Annotated in this window: 18 protein-coding genes; 11 read left to right on the forward strand and 7 right to left on the reverse strand. The window is 73.8% G+C overall.

The features are described 5' to 3' along the window. The first annotated feature begins 4 nt into the window (after positions 1-4). Entirely contained in the window at positions 5-385 is a 381-nt protein-coding gene (locus tag AB0424_RS26720; RefSeq protein ID WP_366309092.1) for a VOC family protein, read from the forward strand. Between the two features lie 70 nt (positions 386-455). Beyond that, positions 456-2,756: a VCBS repeat-containing protein gene (locus tag AB0424_RS26725; protein ID WP_366309094.1), complete on the forward strand. Its 2,301-nt coding sequence runs from the start codon at positions 456-458 to the stop codon at positions 2,754-2,756. Positions 2,757-2,822: 66 nt separating this feature from the next. Here the strand turns inward: AB0424_RS26725 and AB0424_RS26730 are convergent, their stop codons facing one another. Both AB0424_RS26730 and AB0424_RS26735 read right to left on the reverse strand, forming a co-directional pair. Beyond that, the gene (locus AB0424_RS26730) at positions 2,823-3,410 is read right to left on the reverse strand and encodes a nitroreductase family protein (protein ID WP_366309095.1); all 588 of its coding nucleotides are present in this window, start codon (positions 3,408-3,410) and stop codon (positions 2,823-2,825) included. A gap of 29 nt (positions 3,411-3,439) precedes the next feature. Next, a complete protein-coding gene (locus AB0424_RS26735) occupies positions 3,440-5,005 on the reverse strand; it encodes an MFS transporter (protein ID WP_366309096.1) in 1,566 nt (521 codons plus the stop codon). Between the two features lie 196 nt (positions 5,006-5,201). Here AB0424_RS26735 and AB0424_RS26740 point away from each other — a divergent pair, with 196 nt between their 5' ends. The 3 genes from AB0424_RS26740 (at position 5,202) to mfd (ending at position 12,256) form a co-directional block, all read left to right on the forward strand. Beyond that, positions 5,202-5,990, forward strand: a complete 789-nt coding sequence (locus tag AB0424_RS26740; RefSeq protein ID WP_366309097.1) for an ABC transporter ATP-binding protein — start codon at positions 5,202-5,204, stop codon at positions 5,988-5,990. Continuing rightward, a complete protein-coding gene (locus AB0424_RS26745; protein ID WP_366309098.1) occupies positions 5,987-8,560 on the forward strand; it encodes an FtsX-like permease family protein in 2,574 nt (857 codons plus the stop codon). Before AB0424_RS26740 ends, AB0424_RS26745 begins: the two co-directional genes overlap by 4 nt. Positions 8,561-8,725: 165 nt before the next feature. Then, positions 8,726-12,256: a transcription-repair coupling factor gene (gene mfd / locus AB0424_RS26750; RefSeq protein WP_366309099.1), complete on the forward strand. Its 3,531-nt coding sequence runs from the start codon at positions 8,726-8,728 to the stop codon at positions 12,254-12,256. Between the two features lie 70 nt (positions 12,257-12,326). Here the strand turns inward: mfd and AB0424_RS26755 are convergent, their stop codons facing one another. The 3 genes from AB0424_RS26755 to AB0424_RS26765 form a co-directional block, all read right to left on the reverse strand. Then, on the reverse strand, positions 12,327-13,601 hold the full coding sequence (locus tag AB0424_RS26755; protein ID WP_366309100.1) for an SGNH/GDSL hydrolase family protein: 1,275 nt from the start codon (positions 13,599-13,601) through the stop codon (positions 12,327-12,329). 162 nt (positions 13,602-13,763) lie between these two features. Then, positions 13,764-15,140, reverse strand: coding sequence for a GDSL-type esterase/lipase family protein (locus tag AB0424_RS26760; RefSeq protein WP_366309101.1), 1,377 nt, complete (start codon positions 15,138-15,140; stop codon positions 13,764-13,766). 4 nt (positions 15,141-15,144) lie between these two features. Further along, positions 15,145-15,783 carry a TetR/AcrR family transcriptional regulator gene (locus tag AB0424_RS26765; protein WP_366309102.1) on the reverse strand — a complete coding sequence of 213 codons (639 nt, stop codon included), beginning with the start codon at positions 15,781-15,783 and terminating at the stop codon, positions 15,145-15,147. Positions 15,784-15,904: 121 nt separating this feature from the next. Here AB0424_RS26765 and AB0424_RS26770 point away from each other — a divergent pair, with 121 nt between their 5' ends. From AB0424_RS26770 to AB0424_RS26780, 3 genes are all read left to right on the forward strand, one after another. After that, a complete protein-coding gene (locus AB0424_RS26770) occupies positions 15,905-16,753 on the forward strand; it encodes a hypothetical protein (protein ID WP_366309173.1) in 849 nt (282 codons plus the stop codon). 134 nt (positions 16,754-16,887) lie between these two features. Further along, entirely contained in the window at positions 16,888-17,595 is a 708-nt protein-coding gene (locus AB0424_RS26775) for an HNH endonuclease family protein (protein WP_366309103.1), read from the forward strand. Positions 17,596-17,692: 97 nt separating this feature from the next. Beyond that, positions 17,693-18,439: an N-acetyltransferase gene (locus AB0424_RS26780; RefSeq protein ID WP_366309104.1), complete on the forward strand. Its 747-nt coding sequence runs from the start codon at positions 17,693-17,695 to the stop codon at positions 18,437-18,439. 102 nt (positions 18,440-18,541) lie between these two features. Here AB0424_RS26780 and AB0424_RS26785 read toward each other — a convergent pair whose 3' ends face one another. Both AB0424_RS26785 and AB0424_RS26790 read right to left on the reverse strand, forming a co-directional pair. Next, a complete protein-coding gene (locus AB0424_RS26785; RefSeq protein WP_366309105.1) occupies positions 18,542-19,348 on the reverse strand; it encodes a hypothetical protein in 807 nt (268 codons plus the stop codon). Between the two features lie 153 nt (positions 19,349-19,501). Further along, positions 19,502-20,296, reverse strand: coding sequence for a DUF4190 domain-containing protein (locus AB0424_RS26790; protein WP_366309106.1), 795 nt, complete (start codon positions 20,294-20,296; stop codon positions 19,502-19,504). 265 nt (positions 20,297-20,561) lie between these two features. Here AB0424_RS26790 and AB0424_RS26795 point away from each other — a divergent pair, with 265 nt between their 5' ends. The 3 genes from AB0424_RS26795 (at position 20,562) to AB0424_RS26805 (ending at position 24,926) form a co-directional block, all read left to right on the forward strand. Next, complete coding sequence (locus AB0424_RS26795; RefSeq protein ID WP_366309174.1) at positions 20,562-22,622, forward strand: N-6 DNA methylase; 2,061 nt, start codon at positions 20,562-20,564, stop codon at positions 22,620-22,622. A 121-nt stretch (positions 22,623-22,743) separates the two neighbouring features. Beyond that, positions 22,744-23,349 (forward strand): hypothetical protein, encoded by a 606-nt coding sequence (locus AB0424_RS26800; RefSeq protein ID WP_366309107.1) that lies wholly within the window; start codon positions 22,744-22,746, stop codon positions 23,347-23,349. Next, positions 23,346-24,926 (forward strand): serine/threonine-protein kinase, encoded by a 1,581-nt coding sequence (locus AB0424_RS26805; protein WP_366309108.1) that lies wholly within the window; start codon positions 23,346-23,348, stop codon positions 24,924-24,926. Before AB0424_RS26800 ends, AB0424_RS26805 begins: the two co-directional genes overlap by 4 nt. Positions 24,927-25,018 lie beyond the last annotated feature (92 nt).

A 25,018-nucleotide genomic window follows, 5' to 3' on the forward strand; every position in this document is an offset into this window, starting at 1 on the left:
GCCCATGCGGATGAGACTGACGGCGATCACCCTCGACTGCGCCGACCCCATGGCGCTGGCCGCCTTCTACCACCGGGCCACCGGGCTCCCGGTCGCGGAGCGGTCCGACGACGACTTCGCGGGCCTGCGGGCCGAGGACGGCCTGGTCCTCGGCTTCCAGCGGGTCGAGGGGTACCGTCCGCCGTCCTGGCCGACGCAGGACGTCCCGCAGCAGCTCCACCTCGACTTCGACGTCGACGACCTGGACGAGGCCGCCGCCCTGCTCGTCTCCTGGGGCGCGGCCCTGCCCGAGGCGCAGCCCCGCTCCGACCTCTGGCGCGTCCTCCTCGACCCTGCCGGGCACCCCTTCTGCCTCACCGTGCCGCGCGCACCCCGGGAGTCCTGAGCGGCCGGGGCCGGTGGCAGGTGTCACCGACCCGGCCAGCTAACGTCGTCCCTTCCAGGGGAGGAACGACGTGAATCACATACGCATTTCAGGACGGCGCCGTCTGACCGCGGCGGCCGTCACCGCCGCACTCGCCGTGACCGGCGGCACGATCGCCGCGGTCCCGGCCACCGCGGCACCCGCAGCGGGGGCCACGCAGCAGGACCGGCAGGACCAGCAGACCACCGTGGCCTTCCCGCGCAACGCGGACGTCGTCGGCGCGGGGCCGAGCGGCTTCCTGTCGAAGACGCGGGGGACGACTCCGGAATACCGCTGGACCTGGTACGCCGACGGCACGTCGATCGTGCTGCCGGGCGCCACCGTCGCCGCCGCCGGCGGCACGGACCGCGTCGTCACCGTCGACCGGACCGCCCCGGTCGCGGGCCGGGTGGTGCGCGTGTACGACCTCTCCACGCCCGCCACGGCCGCCGTGCCCCCGCAGGACGTGAACCTCGACGCGCTCGGCGACGGCCTCTTCTTCGAGGGTCTGGCCGGGAACGAGATGCTCCTCGGGCAGTACCGGGCCGGTGGCCCCGTCAAGCAGTACGCCGTCACGCTCGACGGCGGCACGCCGAAGCTCCGGTTCCTGACCGGGGGGTCCGGCCTGGACTGCTCCGACGGCCAGGACGGCTGGACGGACGCCGGCTCCGCGCTCTACGAGTGCCGGTTCGAGGCGGCCGCGCTCGACGCCAAGGTCGTCGTCGACCCCGCCACGGGGGCCTCGTCCACGTACCTGCAGACCGAGGACGAGTGGGCCCGGCCGGGCGCCGTCTCCGCCACGCACGTGGCCTGGCGCGAGGCGCGGATGTCGGGCGGCCGGGCCGTCCACGGCATCGTCGCCCACCAGCGCGGGAAGTCCGGCGAGCGCTGGCTCCCGTCCGACGACGACCTGTCCGACCCGATGTACCTGGTCGGCGGCTGGGCGGCGTCCGGACAGAAGATCCACATCGACGCGTCCTCCTACCTCGACGGCGGGGACAACCCCACCAAGCGGCCCTTCACCGTCCAGTCGGTCGAGACCGGTGAGAAGACCGTCCTCCTCACCGCGTTCTCCTCCGCCACGGCCGGCCCCGGCGGCAGCCTCCTGGTCCGCGGCGGCACCCCCGAGCGGGGCGAGGGCCTCTACCGGATCTCGCCGCGCGCCGACGGCGGCCGGCCCGAGGTCGAACTGGTCGCGACGACCGGGCAGTCGACCGTCCTGGCCCTCACCGGCTCCACCACCCCGACGACGCTCACCGGCGACCAGGCCGCGCGCGGCGTCGACTTCTCCTGGGACCTGTCCCGCGGCGACGCCAGGGTGTGGGTGAGCCTGACCCACGTGCCGACCGGGCAGTCGATCTCCGACGGCTGGTCCGAACTGGACGGCGCCGTCCCCGGCATGCCGCGCCGGATCTCCTGGCACTGGGACGGCAAGGACCTGGAGGGCCGGGACTGGGGCCGCCCCGCCCGCAACGGCGTGTACGAGTGGAAGCTCACCGCCCGCCCGGACGACGGCATCGGCCCCGAGGTCGTCACCACCGGCCGGTTCACCGTCACCCGACCCGCCGCACCGCACGACTACGACGACGACGGCGCCGCCGACCTCCTCGTCCGCGACCTCGGCGGAGTGCTGTGGCGCTTCGGCACCCGGCCCGCGACCCCCGGCGGCTCCCTCGCGGACGCCGGAGGCTCCCGCGTGGGCGGCGGCTGGCAGGTCTACGACCGCCTGGAGTCCGTCGGCGACGTGGCGGGCACCAACGGCGCGCCCGACGTGATCGCCCGCGACGCGAGCGGCGTCCTCTGGCTCTACCCGGGCACCGGAGTGCGGGAGAAGGCCCTCACCGGACGTACGAGGATCGGCGGCGGCTGGCAGGTCTACGACCAGCTCGCGGGGGGCAGCGACGTCACCGGCGACGGCCGTCCCGACCTGCTCGCCACCGACAAGGCCGGCGTGATGTTCCTCTACCGGGGCACCGGCAACGCCAACGCGCCCTTCGCCGCCGCCAAGCGGCTCGGTGCGGGCTGGGGCGTCTACAACCAGCTGACCGCCACCGGGAACATCGCCGGCGCTCCCGCCGGAGACCTCCTCGCCCGCGACAAGGCCGGCGTCCTGTGGATGTACCTCGGCAAGGGCGACGGCACCTTCGCGAACCGCGTCCGGGTCGGCGCCGGATGGAACGCCTTCACCGGCCTCACCGCCGTCGGCGACGCGAACGGCGACGGCCGCGCCGACCTGGTCGCCACGAACGGCGACGAGACCTTCTACGCCGGTACGGGCAGCTGGTCGGCCCCGTTCAAGCGCGGTACGTCCGTGTCCCTGACCCAGGACATGTCGTACAACACCGCCTTCTAGGCGGCGGGTACGCGCCGGGTGGGCCGGCCGGACCGCGCGAGCGGGTCGGCCCACCCGGCGGAGACGTCACCCCGGGGCGGACACGCCCCCGCCCACCGGCAGCGGCGCCCACGGAGCGGACAGCAGGTCGGCGACGCTGTGCCGGTGCCGGTCGGCGCGCGGCCCCTCGGCCGCCTTCCCCAGCGCGACCATGGAGACGATCGCCCAGCCCGGGTTCGGCCGCAGGTCCTCGGTGAGGCCCTCCAGGTCGAAGGCCCGGAACTGGTGGGCGGCCAGCCCCAACGCCTCCGCCTGGAACGTCATGTGGGCGATGGCCTGGCCGAGGTCGTAGTCCGCGAACTCGGAGTGGACCAGCTCGGTGTCGTCGACGCGGCGGCGTGTGAGCGCGACCACGAGGAGCCCCGCGTCCGTCGCCCACCGCGCCGAACTGGGCGCCAGACGGCGGACGAGCCGGGCGTGCTCCGGCTCGCCGGGCCGGCCCGTGAAGAAGCCCCACGGCTGGGAGTTGCCGGCGGACGGCGCCCACCGCGCGGCCTCCAGGAGCAGCTCCCGCGTGTGGTCGTCGACGGCGGCCGCCGGATCGAACCCGTAGGGGCTGAACCGTCCCGCCAGCAGGGGGTGGAGGCCGCCGGGCCGCTCGGGATCACGTCGCATGTCCCGTCCCAACCGGCTCTCGCGCGGGCCTATTCCGGCCCGGACGCGGCCCGTGCCCCGTCCTCGTCGCCCACCGCCTCCTTCAGGACGGGGAAGCGGCGGGGCGCGAGGGTGAGCAGGACCAGGAGGGCGAGGGCGGCGGCGCCCGCCGCGCCCGTGAAGACGTAGTCGACCGCGGTGTCGACGGCCCGGCGCAGGTGGTCGGTGGCCTCCGCGGTCAAGGAGGCGGGGGCGTCGAGGGAGCGGGCGAGGCTGTCGAGGTCGCCGCCGCCGAGGCGGGCGGCGAGGACGCCGTTCGCGACGGCGCCGAACACGGCCGCGCCGACGCTCTGGCCGACCTGGCGGCAGAACAGCACGGACGCGGTCGTCGTGCCCCGCTCCTCGTAGGGCACGGTCGACTGGACGCCGACGATCAGCGGGAGCTGGAAGAGGCCGAGCGTCGCGCCGAGCAGCAGCATGAGGAGCGCGGGCTGCCAGGGCTCGCCGGGGAACGGCAGGAACGGGAAGGCCAGCAGCAGGACCAGGGCCATCGAGATGCCGGTGACGGCGGTGAGGCGGAAGCCGATCCGGTTGTAGACCCGGTTGGAGAACGCGGCGCTGATGGGCCAGCTCAGAGTCATCACCGACAGCACGAATCCGGCCGCGATCGGGCCCAGGCCCAGGACGGACTGCGCGTACGTCGGCAGGAAGACCGTCGGCGCGACCATCAGGAGGCCCAGCGCGCCGAGGGCGAGGTTCACCGCGGCGATGGTGCGTCGGCGCCAGACCCAGCCCGGGATGATCGGTTCGGCCGCGCGCCGTTCGACGAGGACGGTGACGCCGCCGAGGACGGCCGCTCCGGCCAGCAGGCCGAGGGACGGGGCCGACAGCCAGGGCCAGGCGACGCCGCCCTGGACGAGCGCGGTGAGCAGCAGGGCCCCGGTGGCGAAGATCGCGAGTGCTCCGGCCCAGTCGATGCGCACGCGCGCGCGGGGCGTGGCCCTGGCCGGTTCGACGAGGTGACGGCCGATCAGCCAGAGGGCGACCAGCCCGACCGGCAGGTTGACGAGGAAGATCCAGCGCCAGTCGGCGTATCCGGCGAGCAGCCCGCCCGCGGCCGGTCCGGCGACGGACGAGGCGGCCCACACGGACGACAGCTTCGCCTGGATCCTGGGCCGCTCCTTCAGCGGGTACAGGTCCGCCGCGATCGTCTGGATCGTGCCCTGGAGGGCGCCGCCGCCGAACCCCTGGACCACCCGGAACGCGATGAGCGACGCCATGTTCCAGGCGCCCGCGCACAGCAGCGAACCCGCCACGAACAGCACCACGCCCGCGACGAGCACCGGCTTCCGCCCGAAGGTGTCGCTGAGCTTCCCGTACACCGGCAGCGTCACCGTCACCGCCAGCAGGTATCCCGAGAACAGCCACGAGAAGGCGGACAGTCCCCCCAGGTCGCCCACGATCTGCGGCACCGCCGTCGACACGATCGTCCCGTCGATCGCCGCCAGCCCCATCGTGATCATCAGGGCGGCGACCACGGGCCCCCGGCGCGCGGAGGCGGGCGGGGCCGCGGGGGCCGGCCCGGCCCCGGTCCGGGTCGTCGACGGTTCCGTCACCGCACACCGCTCCTTTCTTCATACACCTAAATATGCGGCTGCCAGGGTCTCACCCGTACCCGGGGTGGAGGAACCCCTAGGGGCTTCTCCCCCATACGGGCCAGGGGACGTTCGTCCCGGCGGAGGACGTGGGAGGGGGGTGCGGGCTTCTTAACTTGAACTTACAAACCACGCCATCGCTTCGAGGAGACATACCGTGACTTCGGCTGTGACCATCCCCAGGCACGGGGGTACTGGAGGGCGTACGGCCGTCGCCGCGCGGGCGCGTCAGGTCGTCAAGGCGTACGGCTCGGGGGAGACCCGGGTCGTCGCGCTGGACTCCGTCGACGTGGACATCGCCCGCGGCCAGTTCACCGCGATCATGGGACCGTCGGGTTCCGGCAAGTCCACGCTGATGCACTGCCTGGCGGGACTCGACACCGTGACCAGCGGGCAGATCCATCTGGACGAGACCGAGATCACCGGCCTGAAGGACAAGAAGCTGACGCAGCTTCGCCGGGACCGGATCGGCTTCATCTTCCAGGCGTTCAACCTGCTGCCGACACTGAGCGCCATCGAGAACATCACGCTGCCGATGGACATCGCGGGGCGCAAGCCGGACGCGGAGTGGCTGCGGAGGGTCGTCGACACGGTCGGCCTGTCCGAGCGCCTCAAGCACCGGCCCAACGAGCTCTCCGGCGGTCAGCAGCAGCGCGTGGCCGTGGCCCGCGCGCTCGCCGCCCGGCCGGAGATCATCTTCGGCGACGAGCCCACCGGCAACCTGGACTCGCGGGCCGGCGCCGAAGTGCTCGGCTTCCTGCGGACCTCCGTCGACGAACTCGGGCAGACGATCGTCATGGTCACCCACGACCCGGTCGCCGCCTCGTACGCGGACCGCGTCCTCTACCTCGCCGACGGGCGGATCGTGGACGAGATGGAGCGGCCCACCGCCGACGCCGTGCTCGACCGCATGAAGGACTTCGACGCGCGCGGGCGGACGTCATGAGCGTCCTCAAGACGTCGCTGCGCAACTTCTTCGCGCACAAGGGCCGGATGGCGCTCTCCGCCATCGCCGTCCTGCTCTCCGTCGCCTTCGTCAGCGGCACCCTGGTGTTCACGGACACCATGAACACGACGTTCGACAAGCTCTTCGCCGTGACCGCGTCCGACGTCACCGTCAGCCCCAAGGGCGCGGCGGCCGACGACGAGACGCCGCAGACCGGCCGCCCCGAGGCCCTGCCCGCCGCGCTCGTCGAGCAGGTGCGCACGGCGGAGGGCGTGCAGGCCGCGCAGGGCTCGGTCGCGTCCACCAGCGTCACCGTCGTCGACGGGCGGAACAAGAACGTCGGTCCGACCGGCGGCGCGCCGACCATCGCCGTCAACTGGACGCCCAACGAGCTGCGTTCGGTGGAACTGGTCTCCGGCCACGAGCCGCGCGGCCCCACCGACGTGGTCGTCGACGGCGCGACCGCCGAGAAGCACCACCTGAAGATCGGCGACCCGCTGCGGACGATCGCCGTCACCGGCGACTTCACCGCGAAGATCTCCGGGATCGTCGACTTCAAGGTCACCAACCCGGGCGCCACGGTCGTCTACTTCGACACGGCCACCGCCCAGCGCGAACTGCTCGGCAAGGAAGGTCTGTTCACCCAGATCACGGCCGACGCGAAGCCCGGGGTCGCCGACGAGGCGCTGAAGGCGAACATCGCCGCCGCCCTCGGCGACGGCTACAAGCTCCAGACGGCCGCCGAGACCGCGGACGCGGGCCGCGAGGACGTCGCCGGATTCCTCGACGTCATGAAGTACGCGATGCTCGGCTTCGCCGGGATCGCCTTCCTCGTCGGCATCTTCCTCATCGTCAACACCTTCTCCATGCTGGTCGCCCAGCGCACCCGCGAGATCGGCCTGATGCGGGCCATCGGCTCCAGCCGCCGGCAGGTGAACCGCTCCGTCCTCGTCGAGGCCGTGCTCCTCGGAGTCGTCGGCTCGGTCGCCGGCGTCGCGGCCGGCGTCGGACTCGCCGTCGGCCTGATGAAGCTGATGTCCGCGGTGGGCATGGAGCTGTCGACCCGCGACCTCACGGTGAAGTGGACGACCCCGGTCGTCGGCCTGGTCCTCGGCGTGGTCGTCACCGTCCTCGCCGCGTACATCCCGGCCCGCCGCGCCGGCAAGGTCTCCCCGATGGCCGCCCTCCGTGACGCGGGCACCCCCGCCGACGGGAAGGCCGGCCGGGTGCGGGGCGCGATCGGACTGCTCCTGACCGCCGCCGGCGCGGCCTCCCTGTGGACCGCGACCCGCGCGGCCGAGGCGGGCCCCGGCTCCCTCTGGCTCGGCCTCGGCGTCGTCCTGTCGCTCCTCGGCTTCGTCATCGTCGGCCCGCTCCTGGCGGGCGGCGTGGTCCGCGCCCTCGGCGTGGTCGTCCTGCGGGTCTTCGGCCCGGTCGGCCGGATGGCCGAACGCAACGCGCTGCGCAACCCGCGCCGCACCGGCGCCACCGGTGCCGCGCTGATGATCGGCCTCGCGCTCGTCGCCTGCCTCTCGGTGGTCGGGTCCTCGATGGTCGCCTCGGCCACCGAGGAACTGGACCGCTCGGTCGGCGCCGACTACATCGTGCAGTCCGGCACCGGGCAGCCGATCGTGCCGCAGGCGCAGGCGGCCCTGGAGAAGCTCCCGGGCCTGGACCACGTCACCGAGTACCGCTGGGTCGACGCCAAGGTCACCGACCCGCGCGGCAAGGTCGCCACCGCGGAGATGGCCGCCACCGACCCGACGTACACGAAGGACCTGCGGCGCGAGACCACCGCCGGCACCCTCGCGGACGCCTACGGCGAGGGCGCGATGTCCGTCGGCACCGACTACGCCGCCGAGCACGGCGTGAAGGTCGGCGACGTCCTGACCGTCGCCTTCACCGGCGGCGATACGGTGAAGCTGAAGGTCGCGGCGATCACCCGGGACACGGGCAACATCGACGACGGCGTCATGTACGTCAACGTCACGACCCTGACCCGGTACGTCCCGGCCGACAAGGTCCCCAACAGCCTGCTGCTCCTCGCCAGCGCGAAGGACGGCCAGGAGGCCGCGGCGTACCAGGCCGTCAAGGACGCCCTCGCGCCCTACCCGCAGTACAAGGCGAGCAACCAGGCCGACTACAAGGAGGACCTGAAGGACCAGGTCGGCCAGCTCCTCAACATCGTGTACGGGCTCCTCGCCCTGGCCATCGTCGTCGCGATCCTCGGCGTGGTGAACACCCTCGCCCTGTCGGTGGTCGAGCGGACCCGCGAGATCGGCCTCATGCGGGCCATCGGCCTCTCCCGCCGCCAGCTGCGCCGCATGATCCGGCTGGAGTCGGTGGTGATCGCCCTCTTCGGCGCCCTCCTCGGCCTCGGCCTGGGCATGGGCTGGGGCACGGCGGCCCAGAAGCTGCTGGCCCTGGAGGGCCTGGGCGTCCTGGAGATCCCGTGGCCGACGATCCTCACCGTCTTCGTCGGATCGGCCTTCGTGGGCCTCTTCGCGGCCCTCGTCCCGGCCTTCCGGGCGGGCCGGATGAACGTCCTGAACGCGATCGCGAGCGAGTAGCGGTCACGGCGCGCAGCGGTACGGCCCCGGTGGAGCACCACCGGGGCCGCCCGTGTTTCGGAAGCGGCTGTCGGTGCACCGTCGTACGCTGGACACCCCGGCCCGTACGACGTGTCGGGCTGTTCGCGTTGCCCGCCTCCGGCACCCCTCGGGATGGACACCTTCATGAGCCTGCACGGTCTGCTCGATGTCGTCGTCAAGGACGCGGCTCTCGCCGAGGCGGTGAAGGCCGCCGCCGACGGGAACCGTCCGCATGTGGACCTGGTGGGTCCGGCCGCCGCACGCCCCTTCGCGCTGGCCGCGCTCGCCCGCGACTCCGGCCGCCCGGTCCTCGCCGTCACCGCGACCGGACGGGAGGCGGAGGACCTGGCCGCCGCGCTGCGGTCGCTGCTCGACCCGGACACGGTCGTGGAGTACCCCTCGTGGGAGACGCTGCCGCACGAGCGGCTGTCGCCCCGCTCCGACACCGTCGGACGCCGCCTCGCCGTCCTGCGCCGGCTCGCGCACCCCCGTGACGACGACCCGGCGGCCGGTCCGGTGAGCGTGGTCGTCGCGCCCATCCGCTCCGTGCTCCAGCCGCAGGTCAAGGGCTTGGGCGACCTGGAGCCCGTGGCGCTGCGCAGCGGCGGCACGGCGGACCTGAACACCGTCGTGGAGGGGCTCGCGGCGGCCGCGTACTCCCGGGTGGAGCTGGTCGAGAAGCGCGGCGAGTTCGCCGTGCGCGGCGGCATCCTGGACGTCTTCCCGCCGACCGAGGAGCACCCGCTCCGCATCGAGTTCTGGGGCGACGACATCGAGGAGATCCGCTACTTCAAGGTGGCGGACCAGCGGTCCCTGGAGGTCGCCGAGCACGGCCTGTGGGCGCCGCCCTGCCGGGAGCTGCTCCTGACCGACGACGTCCGCTCGCGGGCCCGCGAGCTGGCCGAGGCGCACCCGGAGCTCGGCGAGCTGCTGGACAAGATCGCCGAGGGGATCGCCGTCGAGGGCATGGAGTCCCTCGCGCCCGTCCTCGTCGACGACATGGAGCTGCTGCTCGACGTGCTGCCGAAGGGCGCCCTGGCCGTGGTCTGCGACCCGGAGCGGGTCCGCACCCGGGCGGCGGACCTGGTCGCCACCTCGCAGGAGTTCCTCCAGGCGTCGTGGGCGGCGACCGCCGGTGGCGGCGAGGCCCCCATCGACGTCGGCGCGGCCTCCCTGTGGGGCATCGCGGACGTCCGGGACCGGGCGCGCGAGCTGGACATCGCCTGGTGGACGGTGTCGCCGTTCGCGGCGGACGAGATCGTGTCGGGGGACACCCTGACCCTCGGCATGCACGCCCCGGAGTCCTACCGCGGCGACACCGCCCGCGCGCTCGCCGACACCAAGGGCTGGCTGGCCGACGGCTGGCGCACGGTCTACGTGACGGAGGCCCACGGCCCCGCGTCCCGCACCGTCGAGGTCCTCGGCGGCGAGGGCATCGCCGCCCGCCTCGACGCGGACCTCGCCGAGATCTCGCCGTCCGTGGTGCACGTGTCGACCGGCTCCCTCGACCACGGCTTCGTCGACCCGGCCCTGAAGCTGGCCGTCCTCACCGAGACGGACCTGTCCGGGCAGAAGGCGGCCGGCAAGGACGGCCAGCGGATGCCGGCCAAGCGGCGCAAGACGATCGACCCGCTGACCCTGGAGGTCGGCGACTACATCGTGCACGAGCAGCACGGCGTCGGCCGGTACGTGGAGATGGTCCAGCGGACCGTGCAGGGCGCCACCCGCGAGTACCTCCTCGTCGAGTACGCCCCCGCCAAGCGCGGCCAGCCCGGCGACCGGCTCTACATCCCCACCGACCAGCTGGAGCAGGTCACCAAGTACGTGGGCGGCGAGGCACCGACCCTGCACCGGCTCGGCGGCGCGGACTGGACGAAGACGAAGGCGCGCGCCAAGAAGGCCGTCAAGGAGATCGCCGCCGACCTGATCAAGCTGTACTCGGCCCGGATGGCGGCCCCCGGCCACGCCTTCGGCCCGGACACCCCCTGGCAGCGCGAGCTGGAGGACGCCTTCCCGTACGCGGAGACGCCCGACCAGCTGTCCACCATCGCCGAGGTGAAGGAGGACATGGAGAAGACCGTCCCCATGGACCGCCTGATCTGCGGCGACGTCGGCTACGGCAAGACGGAGATCGCGGTCCGGGCGGCCTTCAAGGCCGTCCAGGACGGCAAGCAGGTCGCCGTCCTCGTCCCGACGACGCTGCTCGTCCAGCAGCACTTCGGCACCTTCAGCGAGCGCTACTCCCAGTTCCCGGTGAAGGTGCGGGCGCTGAGCCGCTTCCAGACGGAGACCGAGTCGAAGGCGACGATGGAGGGGCTGCGGGAGGGGTCGGTCGACATCGTCATCGGCACCCACCGCCTCTTCTCCTCCGAGACGAAGTTCAAGGACCTCGGCCTGGTCATCGTCGACGAGGAGCAGCGCTTCGGCGTCGAGCACAAGGAGCAGCTGAAGAAGCTGCGGGCCAACGTCGACGTGCTGACGATGTCGGCCACCCCCATCCCCCGGACGCTGGAGATGGCGGTCACCGGCATCCGCGAGATGTCGACGATCACCACCCCGCCGGAGGAGCGCCACCCGGTCCTGACCTTCGTCGGCCCGTACGAGGAGAAGCAGATCGGCGCGGCCGTCCGCCGTGAACTCCTGCGCGAGGGCCAGGTCTTCTACATCCACAACCGCGTCGACTCCATCGACCGGGCCGCGGCCAGGCTGCGCGAGATCATCCCCGAGGCGAGGATCGCCACCGCCCACGGCCAGATGTCGGAGTCCGCGCTCGAACAGGTCGTGGTGGACTTCTGGGAGAAGAAGTTCGACGTCCTCGTCTCCACCACGATCGTGGAGTCCGGCATCGACATCTCCAACGCCAACACCCTCATCGTGGAGCGCGGCGACAACTTCGGCCTGTCCCAGCTGCACCAGCTGCGCGGCCGGGTCGGCCGGGGCCGCGAGCGCGGCTACGCCTACTTCCTGTACCCGCCGGAGAAGCCGCTCACCGAGACCGCCCACGAGCGGCTGGCGACGATCGCCCAGCACACCGAGATGGGCGCGGGCATGTACGTGGCCATGAAGGACCTGGAGATCCGCGGCGCGGGCAACCTCCTCGGCGGCGAGCAGTCCGGTCACATCGCGGGCGTCGGCTTCGACCTGTACGTCCGCATGGTCGGCGAGGCCGTCGCCGACTACCGGGCGCAGATGGAGGGCGGGGCCGAGGAGGAGGCTCCGCTGGAGGTCAAGATCGAGCTTCCGGTCGACGCCCACATGCCGCACGACTACGCCCCGGGGGAGCGGCTGCGCCTCCAGGCGTACCGCTCCATCGCCTCCGCCAACTCCGAGGAGGACATCCGCGCCGTCCGCGAGGAGCTCACCGACCGCTACGGCAAGCTGCCCGAGCCGGTCGAGAACCTGCTCCTGGTCGCGGGTCTGCGGATGCTGGCCCGTTCCTGCGGCGTCGGCGAGATCGTCCTCCAGGGCTCCAACATCCGCTTCGCCCCGGTGGAGCTGCGCGAGTCGCAGGAGCTGCGCCTCAAGCGGCTCCACCCGCGGACGGTCATCAAGCCGGCCGTCCACCAGATCCTCGTCCCGCGTCCGACGACGGGCAAGATCGGCGGCAAGCCGGTGGTGGGCCGTGAACTCCTGGCGTGGACCGGGGAGTTCCTTACGACGATCCTCGACTCGTGACGGTGTCGTCCCGGCCGCTCCGGCCGCTCCGGAAGGCGGGGCGGCCGGGGCGGCCGGGGCGACGGATCGGTCAGAGCTCGTCGAGGTCGAGGGCGCCGGCCAGGGCGGCGTAACCGGCGTCGTTCAGGTGGATGTGGTCGTCGGCGTCGTAGGCGGGCAGGACGCGCTCCGGGTGGGCCGGGTCGGCGACGGCGCGGTCGAAGTCGACGACGGCGTCGTAGGCGCCGGACGTGCGGACCCACTGGTTGAAGGCGGTCCGCTTGGCCTCGTTCTCGGGGCTGTCGTAGAAGGAGCCCGCGATCGGGGTGAGGGTCGCGCCGATGACCTTGAGGCCCTTGGCGTGGGCCTCGCGGACGAGGGCGAGGTGGCCGGCGATCAGCCGGTCGACGGAGACCTCGGGGGTGGGGTCCGGGAAGGCGGGGCCGCTGCCGCCGATGTCGTTGATGCCTTCGAAGAGGATGACGGTGCGGACCCCGGGTTCGGTGAGGACGTCCTTGCGGAAGCGGTGGAGGGCGCTCTCGCCGGCCCAGGTGGTGTCGTTGACGACCTGGTTGCCGCCGATGCCGTGGTTGAGGACGGCGCGGGGCCGGCCGGCGGCGGCGAGGCGTTCGGCGAGCTCGTCGGGGTAGCGGTCGTTCGCGTTGACCGTGGAGCCGACGCCGTCGGTGATCGAGTCGCCGAAGGCGACGATCCCGTTCCCGCGCCCGGCCTCCCGACCGCCGGAGACCTCGACGCCGGAGAGGTAGTACCAGGCGTCGGTGCTCTCCTTGAAGGCGGTGCCGGACACGTCGGCGCGGTGGTCGCCGTTCGCGCGGTAGCTGGTGGCGGTGGAGAACTGGTGGAAGGTGGCGGGGCCGGTCCCGCCCGCCAGGTAGAGGGTGACGGTCAGCGACTCGAAGGCGTCGACGGGCAGGTGCGCGGCGTCGCTGCGGAGGGTGCCGCCGGCCGGGATGGTCACGGACGTCCGGCCGCCGAAGAGGAGCCGGCGGACGGAGCCGGGCTCGACCGCGCTGCCGTCGGCGGTACGGGCGACGGTGGCGCCGGTGATCCGCAGCGGGGCGGTGCCGTACCGGTTGGTCAGCTCGATCCGGTTCCGTGTGCCGCCCGCGCTGACGCGGACGACCTGGCGGACCGTCTGGTCGGCGAAGCCCTGCTGCGACCAGTTGGGGACGAAGGACTGGGCCGCCGACTGCGGGGAGGCGGCCCAGGCGCCGCGCCATCCGCCGTCCGTGTGGCGGCCGGCGGCCGATTCCGTGGTGGCCGTCGCGGTGGCCGGCAGGAGGGTCAGGGTGGTCGCGGCGAGCAGGGCGGCAGCGGTGTGCCGGAGGGTGGTGCGGGTGTTCATCCGGTGTCTCCCCCGTGGAGTTCGATCAGTGGCGCCGGTGGGGCGCATGAGGTTCAAGTCGTGATCGATTCCTTCTATTCCCTTATGTGTAAAAGGACATGAGGGAGTGTCAGGCAGGTGTTCGGGGTCCGGATGCCGATCCGTTCCGGGTGCCGGAGGCGGCTACAGCGCGTCGAGGTCCACGGCCTCGGCCATGGCGTGGTAGCCGGCGTCGCCGGGGTGGAGGTGGTCGCCGGAGTCGTAGGCGGGGAGGAGGCGGTGGGGGGCCGAGGGGTCGGCGAGGGCGCGGTCGAAGTCGACGACGGCGTCGTAGGCGCCCGAGGTGCGGACCCAGTGGTTGAAGGCGTTGCGCTTGGCCTCGACGGTGGGGGTGTCGTAGGGGGAGCCGCCCACGGGGGTGAGGGTCGCGCCGATGACGCGGAGGCCGTGGGCGCGGGCCTCGGCGACGAGGGTGAGGTGGGCCGCGATCAGCCGATCGACGGTGACCTCGGGGGTGGCGGTGGAGGGCGGGTTGACCTCGCTCGAACCGAGGTCGTTGATGCCTTCGAGGAGGATGACGGTCCGGACGCCGCGTTCGGTGAGGACGTCCTTGCGGAAGCGGGTGAGGGCCTTCTCGCCGGCCCAGGTGGTGTCGTTGACGACCTGGTTGCCGCTGATGCCGTGGTTGAGGACGGCGCGGGGCCGGCCGGCGGCGGCGAGGCGCTCGGCCAGTTCGTCGGGGTAGTGGGCGTTCGCGTCCCGCGTGGCGCCGGCGCCGTCGGTGATCGAGTCGCCGAAGGCGACGACGCCGCCCCGGCGCACGGCCTCGCGTCCGCCGGAGACCTCGACGCCGGACAGGTAGTACCAGGACCCCCCGGCCTCCCGGAAGGCCGATCCCGACGGGTCGGCGCTGTGGTCGCCGGCCGCGAGGAGGCTGGTGGCGGCGATGCGGTGGAAGGTGGCGGGACCGGTCGGCTCCGCCAGGTAGAGGGTGACGGCGAGCGGGGCGAGGGCCTCGACGGGGAGGTCCGCGGCGTCGCTGAGGAGCGTGTCTCCGGGCGGGATCGTCACGGAGGGCCGGCCGTCGAAGCGGAGCGGGCGGACCGATCCGGGTGCGACGGAGCCGTCGCCCGACGGGGTGGCGCGGGCCACGGTGGCGCGGGTGACGCGGAGCGGCGTGGTGCCGTAGCGGTTGGTGAGTTCGACGCGGACCCGGTCGCCGCCGGCCGTGAGGCGGACCGTCTGGCGCAGTGTCCGGTCCGCGAAGCCCCGGCCCGACCAGGCGACGTCGAGGGGCTGTTGCGGCGAGGCCGCCCAGGAGCCGCGCCAGAGGGGGAGGGCCGGTGTGCCCGGCGCGAGGGGGGCGGGGGGCACGGCGCCGAGCGGGGCGGTGCCGGGTGGCGGGGAGGCCGGGAGCCCGGGTCCGGTGGCCGCGGCGTGGGGGCCGGCGGCCGCGGTGCGCGGTCCCGCGGCGGCCGAGCCGCACGCGGTCAGGGTCGCCGTGACGGCCAGGGCGAGGAGGGCGGCGGCCGTGCGCCCGAGCCGAGCGTCCATCGTCATCCGTTCATCCGTGCCGGCCCTCCGTGGGGGGCTCGGTGCCGAACATCAGGCCGGTCAACGTCCGGAAGACCTCGCCCGGTTCCCGCTCCCCGACCGCCCCGTCCAGGTTGTGGGTGAGCAGCAGGGTCGCGAAGCCGTGGGCGAGCGACCAGGCGGCGATGCCGACGGTACGCGCGTCGGGGGCGTCCCGCACGGGATCGGTGCCGGGCAGTGCGGCGGCGTCGTCCGGTGCGGCGGTCGCGGACGGCAGGGAGGCGACGCCGGCGCGGAGTTCGGCGGAGGCGTGCTCCCGGGCGGCGACGAGGTCGGGGTCGTCGGCGCGGAGCAGCTCCGGCTGGAACATGACGGTGAAGTGGGCGGGGTGCGCGACGGCGAACCGTACGTACCGCACGCCGCGTTCGCGCAGCTCGGGGGCGTCGGCGAGGGCGTCGGCGAGCAGCTCGTACCCCTGGGTGGCGATGGCCGTGAGGAGCCCGGTGCGGTCCTTGAAGTGGTGGGCGGGCGCGGCGTGGGAGACCCCGGCGCGGCGGGCGAGGTCGCGCAGGCTCAGTGCTCCGGGGCCCTCGGCCGCGATGACGTCGAGGGCGGCGGCGAGGACGGCCTGTCGCAGGTCGCCGTGGTGGTAGCTGTTCCGGCTCGTCATGGGGGCAGCCTAGTCCGTATCTAGGCATTGACAAGTTCCTGGGGCGGGAGCAATCTTGTCAGTGACAAGACGATGGGTGCGGAGAAAAGAGGAGACCGTGGACAACGGACGCGTACGCCAGATGTGGCACCTGCTCGAACCCCTGCACGCCCTCGTGTACTACGCCCCCGAGGCGTTCGACGAGGCCGCCGCCCTCGGGTACGACACCTCCGAGCGCTGGCCCGCCTACTTCGCCTGGCGGGCCGCGCCCCTCGGCACCCCCGGCGCGGCCACGACGACGTCGGCCTTCTACAGCTTCAGCCCGGCGATGGTCGCCCGGTACGTCCCCGCCGCCTGGGAGACCGCCGCCCCCTCCGACGTGCTCGCCGCCCGGCTGCGGGCCGTCGACCGCACCTACCGGGCCGTCCTCGGCGACGACGCCGTCGAGGACCCCGCACTCGCCGAGGCCGCCGCCCTCGCCCGCCGCGCCGCCGGGGCCGTCGTGCCCCTGGGGCTTGCGGGCCGCCCGCTCGCCGCCGCCAACGCGGACCTGCCCTGGCCCGAGGCCCCGCACCTCGTCCTCTGGCAGGCCGCGACGGTCCTGCGCGAACACCGCGGTGACGGGCACCTCGCCGCGCTCCAGGCCGCGGGGCTCGACCCGGTCGAGGCGCTGGTCTCCTTCGCCGCGATCGGCGCCGCCCCCGAGCCCGTCTTCGAGAGCCGCGGCTGGTCCGCCGCCGAGTGGTCCGCCGCCCGGGAGCGGCTGGCGGCCCGCGGGCTCCTCGACCCGTCCGGCGGCGTCACGGAGGCCGGGCGCGCCCTGCGCGCCGAGGTCGAGCGGCGCACGGACGAACTGGCCGCCGCCCCCTGGGCCGCCCTCGGCCCCGACGGCACCGCCCGGCTCGCCGACCTGCTCGGCGGCCCCTGGCTGGCCGCCATCGGCTCGGGCCTGCTCCCGTCCGAGAACACCCTCGGCATCGGCAAGGTCTGAACGGCCGTCGGTGCGGACCGGCACGTCGGGGCCCTGGCCGGTCCGGCCCGGTCCGGCCCGGCTCGCACCGGCCCGGCCCGGCCCGAAGGCTGCCGTAGAGACCGGACTTTTCGGACACCCCCTAGGATGCGCGGGTGTTCACACCACGGACGTACCGCACCCGCCGAAGCCTCCTGGCCGTCACGGCGCTCGCCGCCGCGGCCCTCGTCGCCACCGCCTGCTCGCCGGGCGACGCCGGCAGGCCGGAGCCCGGCGGCGGCTCGGGCGGCAAGCCCGCCGCGCGCGGCACGGCCCTGGCGGCCGTGGACACCCTGACGGTCAAGGGCCGTGCCCCGAAGACCGGTTACGAGCGGGAGAAGTTCGGCCGCGCCTGGGTGGACGTCGACGGCAACGGCTGCGGAACCCGCGACGACATACTCAAGCGCGACCTGACCGGGGTCCGCTTCGCCGACGGCCACTGCAAGGTCGCCTCCGGCACCCTCGCGAAGGACCCGTACACGGGCGGCTCCATCGCCTACGCGCGGGGCCGCAGCAAGGTCGACGTCGACCACGTCGTCGCGCTCTCCGACGCCTGGCAGAAGGGCGCGCAGAAGTGGGACGGCGAGACCCGGCGCCGCTTCGCCAACGACCCGCTCAACCTCCTCGCCGTGGACGCCTCGACGAACCGCCGCAAGTCCGACGGCGACGCGGCGACCTGGCTGCCTCCGAACGGGGCCTACCGCTGCACCTACGTGGCACGGCAGATCGCCGTGAAGAAGAAGTACGGGGTGTGGGTGACGAAGGGTGAGCGGGACGCGATGAAGCGGGTCCTGACGGCGTGCCCTCAGCAGAAACTTCCGTGACGCACGGTCGGGCCGGGAAGACCTGTCGGGAAATCCCGCACCGAGACCGGCTCGAAAACGGGTTGGTGTAGCACGCAGCGATCTCTATCCTGCCCGCATGGATCTCAACATATCGACCCTCGCCGAGCGCCCCGAACTGGAAGGGCCGATGTGGGGCATGCAGGACCTGTGGCCCGAGTTCATGATGTACGACCCGGTGGGCTGGGCCAACATCGGGCGGATCGTGCGCGAGATGCCGGAGTTCGTCCTCGTGGCCACCGACGCCGACGGCAAGGTCGTCGCCCGGGGCTTCAGCGTCCCCTTCCGCCTCGACCTGGACGGCCGCCGCGAACTGCCCGCGCGCGGCTGGGACGAGGTGCTCCTCTGGGCCTTCTCCGACCTGAAGCACGGCCGGGAGGCCGACACGGTCAGCGCGATCGAGATCACGGTCGACACCACGGCCCTGGGCCGCGGCGTCTCGCACCGGATGCTGGCCGCCATGCGGGACAACGCGGGCGCGCGCGGCTTCGCCGAACTCGTCGCGCCGGTCCGGCCGAACGGCAAGCACCTGGAGTCCGGCACCTCGATCCACGAGTACGCCTTCCGCACCCGGGAGAGCGACGGACTGCCGCACGACCCGTGGCTCCGTGTCCACGTGCGCGCGGGCGGCAGGATCGAGGCGGTGGCCGCCGCGTCGATGACGGTCTCCGGCTCCGTCGAGCAGTGGCGCAAGTGGACGGGTCTCCCCTTCGACGCGGACGGTCCGGTCGAGGTGGAGGGGGCCCTGGTCCCCGTCCACTGCCAGGCCACCCGCGGATACGCGGTCTACGTCGAGCCCAACGTCTGGGTGCGTCACCGCATCTGAACCACCGACGGGCGTACGCACGCGTACGCCTGTCCGCCCGCGCGCGGGGCGGGGCCGTCCCCCGGTGGCGGCCCCGCCCCGGGCGCGGGTGCTCCGGCCCGGTCACTCGGTGACGACGACGTCCTTCGCCGCGGGGGCCTTCGCGACGACCGGCCTGCCGAACCGGGAGAAGGTGATCGTCCCCGGCTCGTCGCCGCCGGACGTGACGATCCGCAGGACGTACGGCGTGCCCTCGGTCGCCACGTAGACGGTGCTGGTCTCGCCGCCGCCGGCCGGCTCCGTCAGCGCCAGCGCCTTCCGTCCGCCGACGGTGGTCTCCCCGCCCTTGACGATGCCGCTCGCGCCCCCGTCGAACGAGGAGAGCAGCGACTCCAGGTCGCAGAGTGCCGTCATGTCCTCGGCGTCGGGGTCCGACAGCGGCATCTTCGTCCAGCGCCCGCGGAACTGATCGAGTGTGGCCTCCTGCTGCTCCGGGCTCTCCTCCTTGACCTGCTCGCGCAGGAACGCCTCGTCGAAGCGCAGGTAGACGTCGCGGTCGTCGGCCTTGAGCAGTTCGGCCGTACTGGCCGTGCCGAGCGACAGGGTGCCGACGCACTTCCCCCGGCTGTCCAGCGAGAGGTAGCCCTTCGTCGGCTCGTCGGCGGACCGCAGGTCGATGTCCAGGGTCAGGGACTTCGCCGCCCTCGTCGCCGCGAACGCCTTGTCGACGATCTGCGACCCCGTCAGCTCCCCGAAGGGTCCGCTCGCCTTCGCGCGGGCCGACCCCGTCGGCTCCGCGGGGGAGCCGGCCGCCTTCGCGTCGTCCGGGGACGGTCCGCAGGCCGCTGCGCCGGCCGCGACGGCGGCGCACAGCAGGGCGGCGGCGGCGTGCCTGCCGCGGCCGGCCCGGGGGCGGGAGGAGGTGCGCATGGGGGTCTCTCCGAGGGGGTCGTACGGCGGTGGGGGCCCCGAAGGGCCCCCGGTCCTGGTGTGCCCGGTCGTGCCGGACCGTGGTGACCGGTGCCGGCCCGAGTCGACCGGTGTCGGTCGGCCGGGGACGCGGCCGGTCGGCGTGCTGCCGCGTCAGCCGATCTTCAGCTCCCACTGCGAGGCGTCGTAGGTGAAGCCGGGGTTGACCTCGACGGTCAGGTTCTTCGCGTCCTCGGGGGCGTCGAAGGCGACGGTGACGGTGGCCTTCTTGCCGGGCATGATCGTGCCCTCGAAGCCCGCGCCGACCTTGTCGTCCATGATCTGCTCGGCGGCGACGCCGTCCTTGCCGGCCGTGGCGCTGAAGGACACGAGGGTGGTGTCGAACTTCTCCTTGCCGCCGTTCTCGATGACGACGGTCACCTGGTACGCCTTGTTGCCCTTGGTGTGGCCGATCGAGAACTCGCTCGGGGAGAAGGGCTTCGGGTCCGAGACCGTGACCTTGACGTCGTCGTCGTAGACGGACGTGTCGCCGTCCGCCAGGCCCGCGCCCTTGTTCTTCCCGGCGTCGGCCGCGGGGGCCTTGCCCTTCGGGCTCGCGGAGGGGTCCTTCGGCGCCGAGTCCTTGATGGACTTGTCGATCTCGTCGACCGCGTCGCTGACGGCCGTGACCACGATGACCAGGCCGACGATCGAGAGGACCAGGGACGCGAGACCCAGGATGACGCCGGTGAGGGCCACTCCCTTGTTGTCCGCCTCGCGGCGCTTCACGCGGCCCCTGGCGACCAGGCCCAGGATCAGCGCGATCACGCCCAGGATGCCGGCCAGCCAGAAGAAGAAGGGGACGAAGCCGGAGAGCGTGCCGATGATGCCGAGGATCAGGGCGGCGGTGCCGAGCCCGTTGCGCATGACCTGCGGAGCGGCAGGCGGGACCTGGGTGTCGTACGACATGGGTGTGTCCTCCCGGACGATGAGGCTGTCTGGCGCGATGGGTCAATCACAGCAGAGGCTGTGAACCGAGTCAACACGGTTCACGAAAAACAGATCGACTCACACTGTGAAGTGGTGTCCGACGCGTTCCTCAGTAGGATTGGGGTCACACGAGGACGAGCAGGACGAGCCAGCGGGCGAACCAGGGGAGATGGGTCACGTGCCGGAGCGCGCAGCAGACGTGGGCGGCGGAGACGCGGGCGGGACGGAGCCCGGCGGTGCCGAGGTGACCGCCGCCGGGATCGCCCGGCTCGCGGGCGTCGGCCGGGCGGCCGTCAGCAACTGGCGCCGCCGCCACGCCGACTTCCCCAAGCCCGTCGGGGGCACGGAGACGAGCCCCTCCTTCGCCCTGGCCGATGTCGAGCAGTGGCTCCGCGACCAGGGCAAGCTGGCCGAGGTCCCGCTCCGCGAGCGCGTCTGGCAGCAGATCGCGGGCCATCCGGCGGGCGCCGTGACGGCCCTCGTCCACGCCGGCTGCGCCCTCCTGCTCGTCCGGGAGAGGTCCGCGGCCTGGCCCGCGCTGGCCGAGCTGCCCGACGACCGGTTCGTCGAGGTGCTGCCCGTCGCCCTGGAGGAGACGCTCGGCGAGCGCCTCGGCCCCGGACGGTCCGTCCACACCCCCACCAGCGCCGCGCTCACCGCCTCCGTCCCCCTGCTGCGGGGCGCCGCCGAGCTGGCGGCGGAGGCCGGGGTGCGCCCGGCGTTCGAGTTCCTGCTCGGCCGTCACCTCGACGCCAACCCGCGGCAGTACACCCTGACCCCGCCCGGCCCCGCCGCCCTCATGGCGGCGCTCGCCCTGCCGCCCCGCACGGGCGACGGCGACGCCCCGCTCACCGTCCTCGACCCCGCCTGCGGCACCGGCAGCCTGCTCACCGCGGTCGCCCGGCCCGGCGCCTTCTGCGGCCAGGACGCCGACCCCGACCTCGCCGCGCTCACCGCCCTGCGCCTGGCGCTCGCCGCCGACGCCGACATCCGCGTCCGGTCCGGCGACAGCCTGCGCGCCGACGCCTTCCCGTCGCTCGCCGCGGACGCCGTCCTGTGCCACCCGCCGTTCAACGAACGCAACTGGGGCCACGACGAGCTGGCCTACGACCCGCGCTGGGAGTACGGCTTCCCGGCCCGCACGGAGTCCGAACTCGCCTGGGTGCAGCACGCCCTGGCCCGGCTCCGGCCCGGCGGCACCGCCGTCCTCCTCATGCCGCCCGCCGCCGCCTCGCGCCGCTCCGGCCGCCGGATCCGCGCCGACCTGCTCCGCCGGGGCGCCCTGCGCGCGGTCGTCGCCCTCCCGGCCGGCGCCGCGCCCCCGTACGGCATCCCGCTCCACCTGTGGGTGCTGCGCCGGCCCGCCCCGGGGGAGCGCCCGCCCGCCGAACTCCTCCTCGTCGACACCGCGTCCGAGCACACGGGTCCGGCCCGCGACACCCGCGACCGGATCGACTGGCCGGCCGTCCACACCGCCGTGCTGGAGGCGTGGAAGCCCTTCGACCGGGACGGGAGCGTCACCGCGGTCCCCGGCGCGAGCCGGTCCGTCCCCGTCATCGAACTCCTCGACGACGACGTCGACCTCGCGCCGGCCCGCCACCTGCCGCCGCCGGCCGCCGCCGAGGGAGCCGACCAGCTGGCCGGGGTGCGCGAGCGGCTGACGGAGACCCTGCACCGGACCAGGGAGCTGACCCCGCCGCCCGTGACCGACCCGGCCACCGCCGGCGGCGGTCCGGTCGGCCGCCCCACGACCACCGTCGGCGAGCTGGCCAGGGCCGGTGCCCTGACCCTGCGCGCGGGCGGCGCGGGCACGGCCCCCGCCGGCGCCCCGGTGCCCGTCCTCACCGACCACGACGTGCTGGCCGCCCAGCCTCCGTCGGGGACGCTGCCCGACGGTCCGCCGGAGGACCCGGTGCTGCTCGCCGCCGGGGACGTGGTCGTCCCCGTCCTGGGCGGCGGCGCGGCCGTCCGGGTCGTGGACTCCTCGGCCGAGGGCGCCGCGCTCGGCCGCAACCTCCAGCTGCTGCGCCCCGATCCGGCGGCCCTCGACCCCTGGTTCCTGGCCGGATTCCTCCGGGCCACCGCCAACAACAGGCAGGCCAGCAGCTACGCCTCGACCGCGACCCGGCTCGACGTCCGGCGCCTCCAGCTGCCGCGGCTGCCGCTCGCCGAACAGCGGCGGTTCGGCGAGCGGTTCCAGGCCCTGGACGCCTTCGAGCAGGCGCTCCGCGAGGCGTCCCGGCTGGGGGACCAGCTGGTGCAGGGCCTGTACGACGGGCTGGCGGACGGCACGGTCGCGCCCTGACCCGCGGGGGGGCCGCTTCCCGCTCTCTTCGACAACGGTTCCGGGTATCCCGGAACCGTTGTCCGAATCGGTGTATACGCTCGTCTTCGCATCCCGATCCGTCCGAGCAGGAGCAGCCGACATGTACGGCCCCCCGCAGGCCCCGCAGCCGCCGAAGAGCCCCGCCTCCGGCGGCCTGATCGCCCTGCGCGTGCTCTTCGCCGCGCTCCCGCTGCTCAGCTGCGGGTTCCTGGCCTGGGCCCCGCTGCTGAGGCTGGCGATCGTGACCCGCCGCACGCTGGACTGGGTGCTGTTCGGGCTGGCGTTCCTGGCCGGCTCGGGCCTCTTCGCGTACGCCGCGGCCACCGGCGAGGAGGAGGGCACCACGCTGGAGGCGTTCGTCGGGATCGGCACGATCACGGTCCTGGCGGCCGGTTCCGTCACCTACTACCTGGTCGCGGAGATCCGCCACTACGAGCGCCGCGGGGCGGCCCCGGAGCAGGCGTCCGCCTACCGCCCCTACGGCGCCGACGGTTCGGCCGTGACGGTGCCGAGCCCGGTCGGGCCCCCCAACCCGTACCTCGACTCCCGGCCCCCGGCGCCCCACCCGGCGACCCCGCTGCCGCCCGCCGCCACGCCGCCGCCCGGCACGCCGTCCGCGCCGCGCATCGCGCAGGTCCGCGCCGAGCTCGACGAGCTGAGCGACCTGCTGCGCAAGGACACTCCGGAAGGCGACGACCGACGGTGAACGGGCGGGTGATCGGCGGCCGTTACGAGCTCTCCACCGTCATCGGCCAGGGAGGCATGGGCCAGGTCTGGACGGCCTACGACGGGCGGCTCGACCGCCGGGTCGCGGTGAAGCTGCTCCGGCCGGCGACGATGACGGGCCCCGCCACGGCCGCCGAGGAGCTGCGGCGCCGGTTCGTGCGCGAGTGCCGGGTGACCGCGCACGTCGACCACCCCGGTCTGGTGACGGTGCACGACGCGGGCAGCGACGGCGACGACCTCTACCTCGTCATGCAGTACGTGGAGGGCGCCGACCTCGCCGACCACCTGGCCGAGCACACCCCGTACCCCTGGCAGTGGGCCGTCTGCGTCGCCGCGCAGCTGTGCGCGGTGCTCGCCGCCGTGCACGCGGTGCCGATCGTGCACCGCGACCTCAAGCCGCGGAACGTGATGGTCCGTCCGGACGGGTCGGTGACCGTCCTCGACCTGGGCGTCGCCTCCGTCCTCGACACGGACACCACCCGCCTCACGCAGACCGGCTCGCCGATCGGGAGCCCGGCCTACATGGCGCCGGAGCAGGCGATGGGCGGCGCCGTGGGCCCGTCCACCGACCTGTACGCGCTCGGCGTCCTGCTGCACGAACTGCTCAGCGGCGACGTCCCGTTCGCCGGCTCCACCGCCCTCGGCGTCCTGCACCGGCACCTGTACGAGCCACCCGTGCCGATCCGGCAGCTGCGGCCCGAGGTCCCCGAGGTGCTGGAGGCCCTGGTCCTGAGGCTGCTCGCCAAGGATCCGCGGAGCAGGCCGTCCGGCGCGCACGAGGTGTACGAGCACCTGCTGCCGCTCCTTCCCGCGCGGGGCGCCCCGACGGGCCCGATGGACCCGACCCGCCCGTTCCTGCGGCCGCACGCGCCCTGGCCGGCGCGTCCCGCCGCCGTACCCGTGCAGGTGCCCGTGCAGCTGCCGCCCCAGGCGCCCCCGCCGCCGGCCGCGCGCCCCGCGGACCCCCGTACCGACCCCCGGGTGCAGTCGGGATCCACCGGGCGCACCGATCTCGCCGCCGCGGTGGACGAGGTGAAGCGGCTGCTGGGCGAGGGGTCGCTGACCCAGGCCGTGGACCTGCTCGGCGGCATCCTGCCCCGGGCGGCGGCCGAGCACGGGGAGCGGTCGCCGGTCGTCCGCATCCTGCGCAAGCAGTACGCCTCGACGCTGATGGACGACGGCCAGTACCGGCGCGCGCTGCCGGAGCTGCGCCGGCTGGCGGAGGACCGCGACGCGGAGGCGGGTCCGGCGGATCCGGGGACGCTGCAGTTCCGGTACGACGCCGCGCTCTGTCTGGAGCAGTTGGGCGAGACGGCCGCCGCGCTGGCGGAGTTCCGGGCGGTCCTGCCGTACTACGAGCGGGACCAGGTCCGTTCCTTCGACATCCGGCAGCGGGTCGGGCTGCTGCTCGTGGCGGCGGGCGAGCACGCGGCAGGGCAGGACCAGCTCGGGCGGCTGCTGTTCGACGCGGAGCGCGCGTACGGGCCTTATCACCCGCTTCCGGTGGAGTTGAGGCGCGTGCTGGAGCATCAGCGGCAGCTCGGGCCCCGCCCCTGAGGGCTCCTGACGGGGCGCCAGGATCACGACTCGGCATCTGATCGGGAAGTGGATCTTCATGATCCTTTTTGTCTGATTTGGCGCATGTAACG

This window comes from Streptomyces sp. NPDC051180, assembly GCF_040689545.1.
GTDB lineage: Bacteria > Actinomycetota > Actinomycetes > Streptomycetales > Streptomycetaceae > Streptomyces.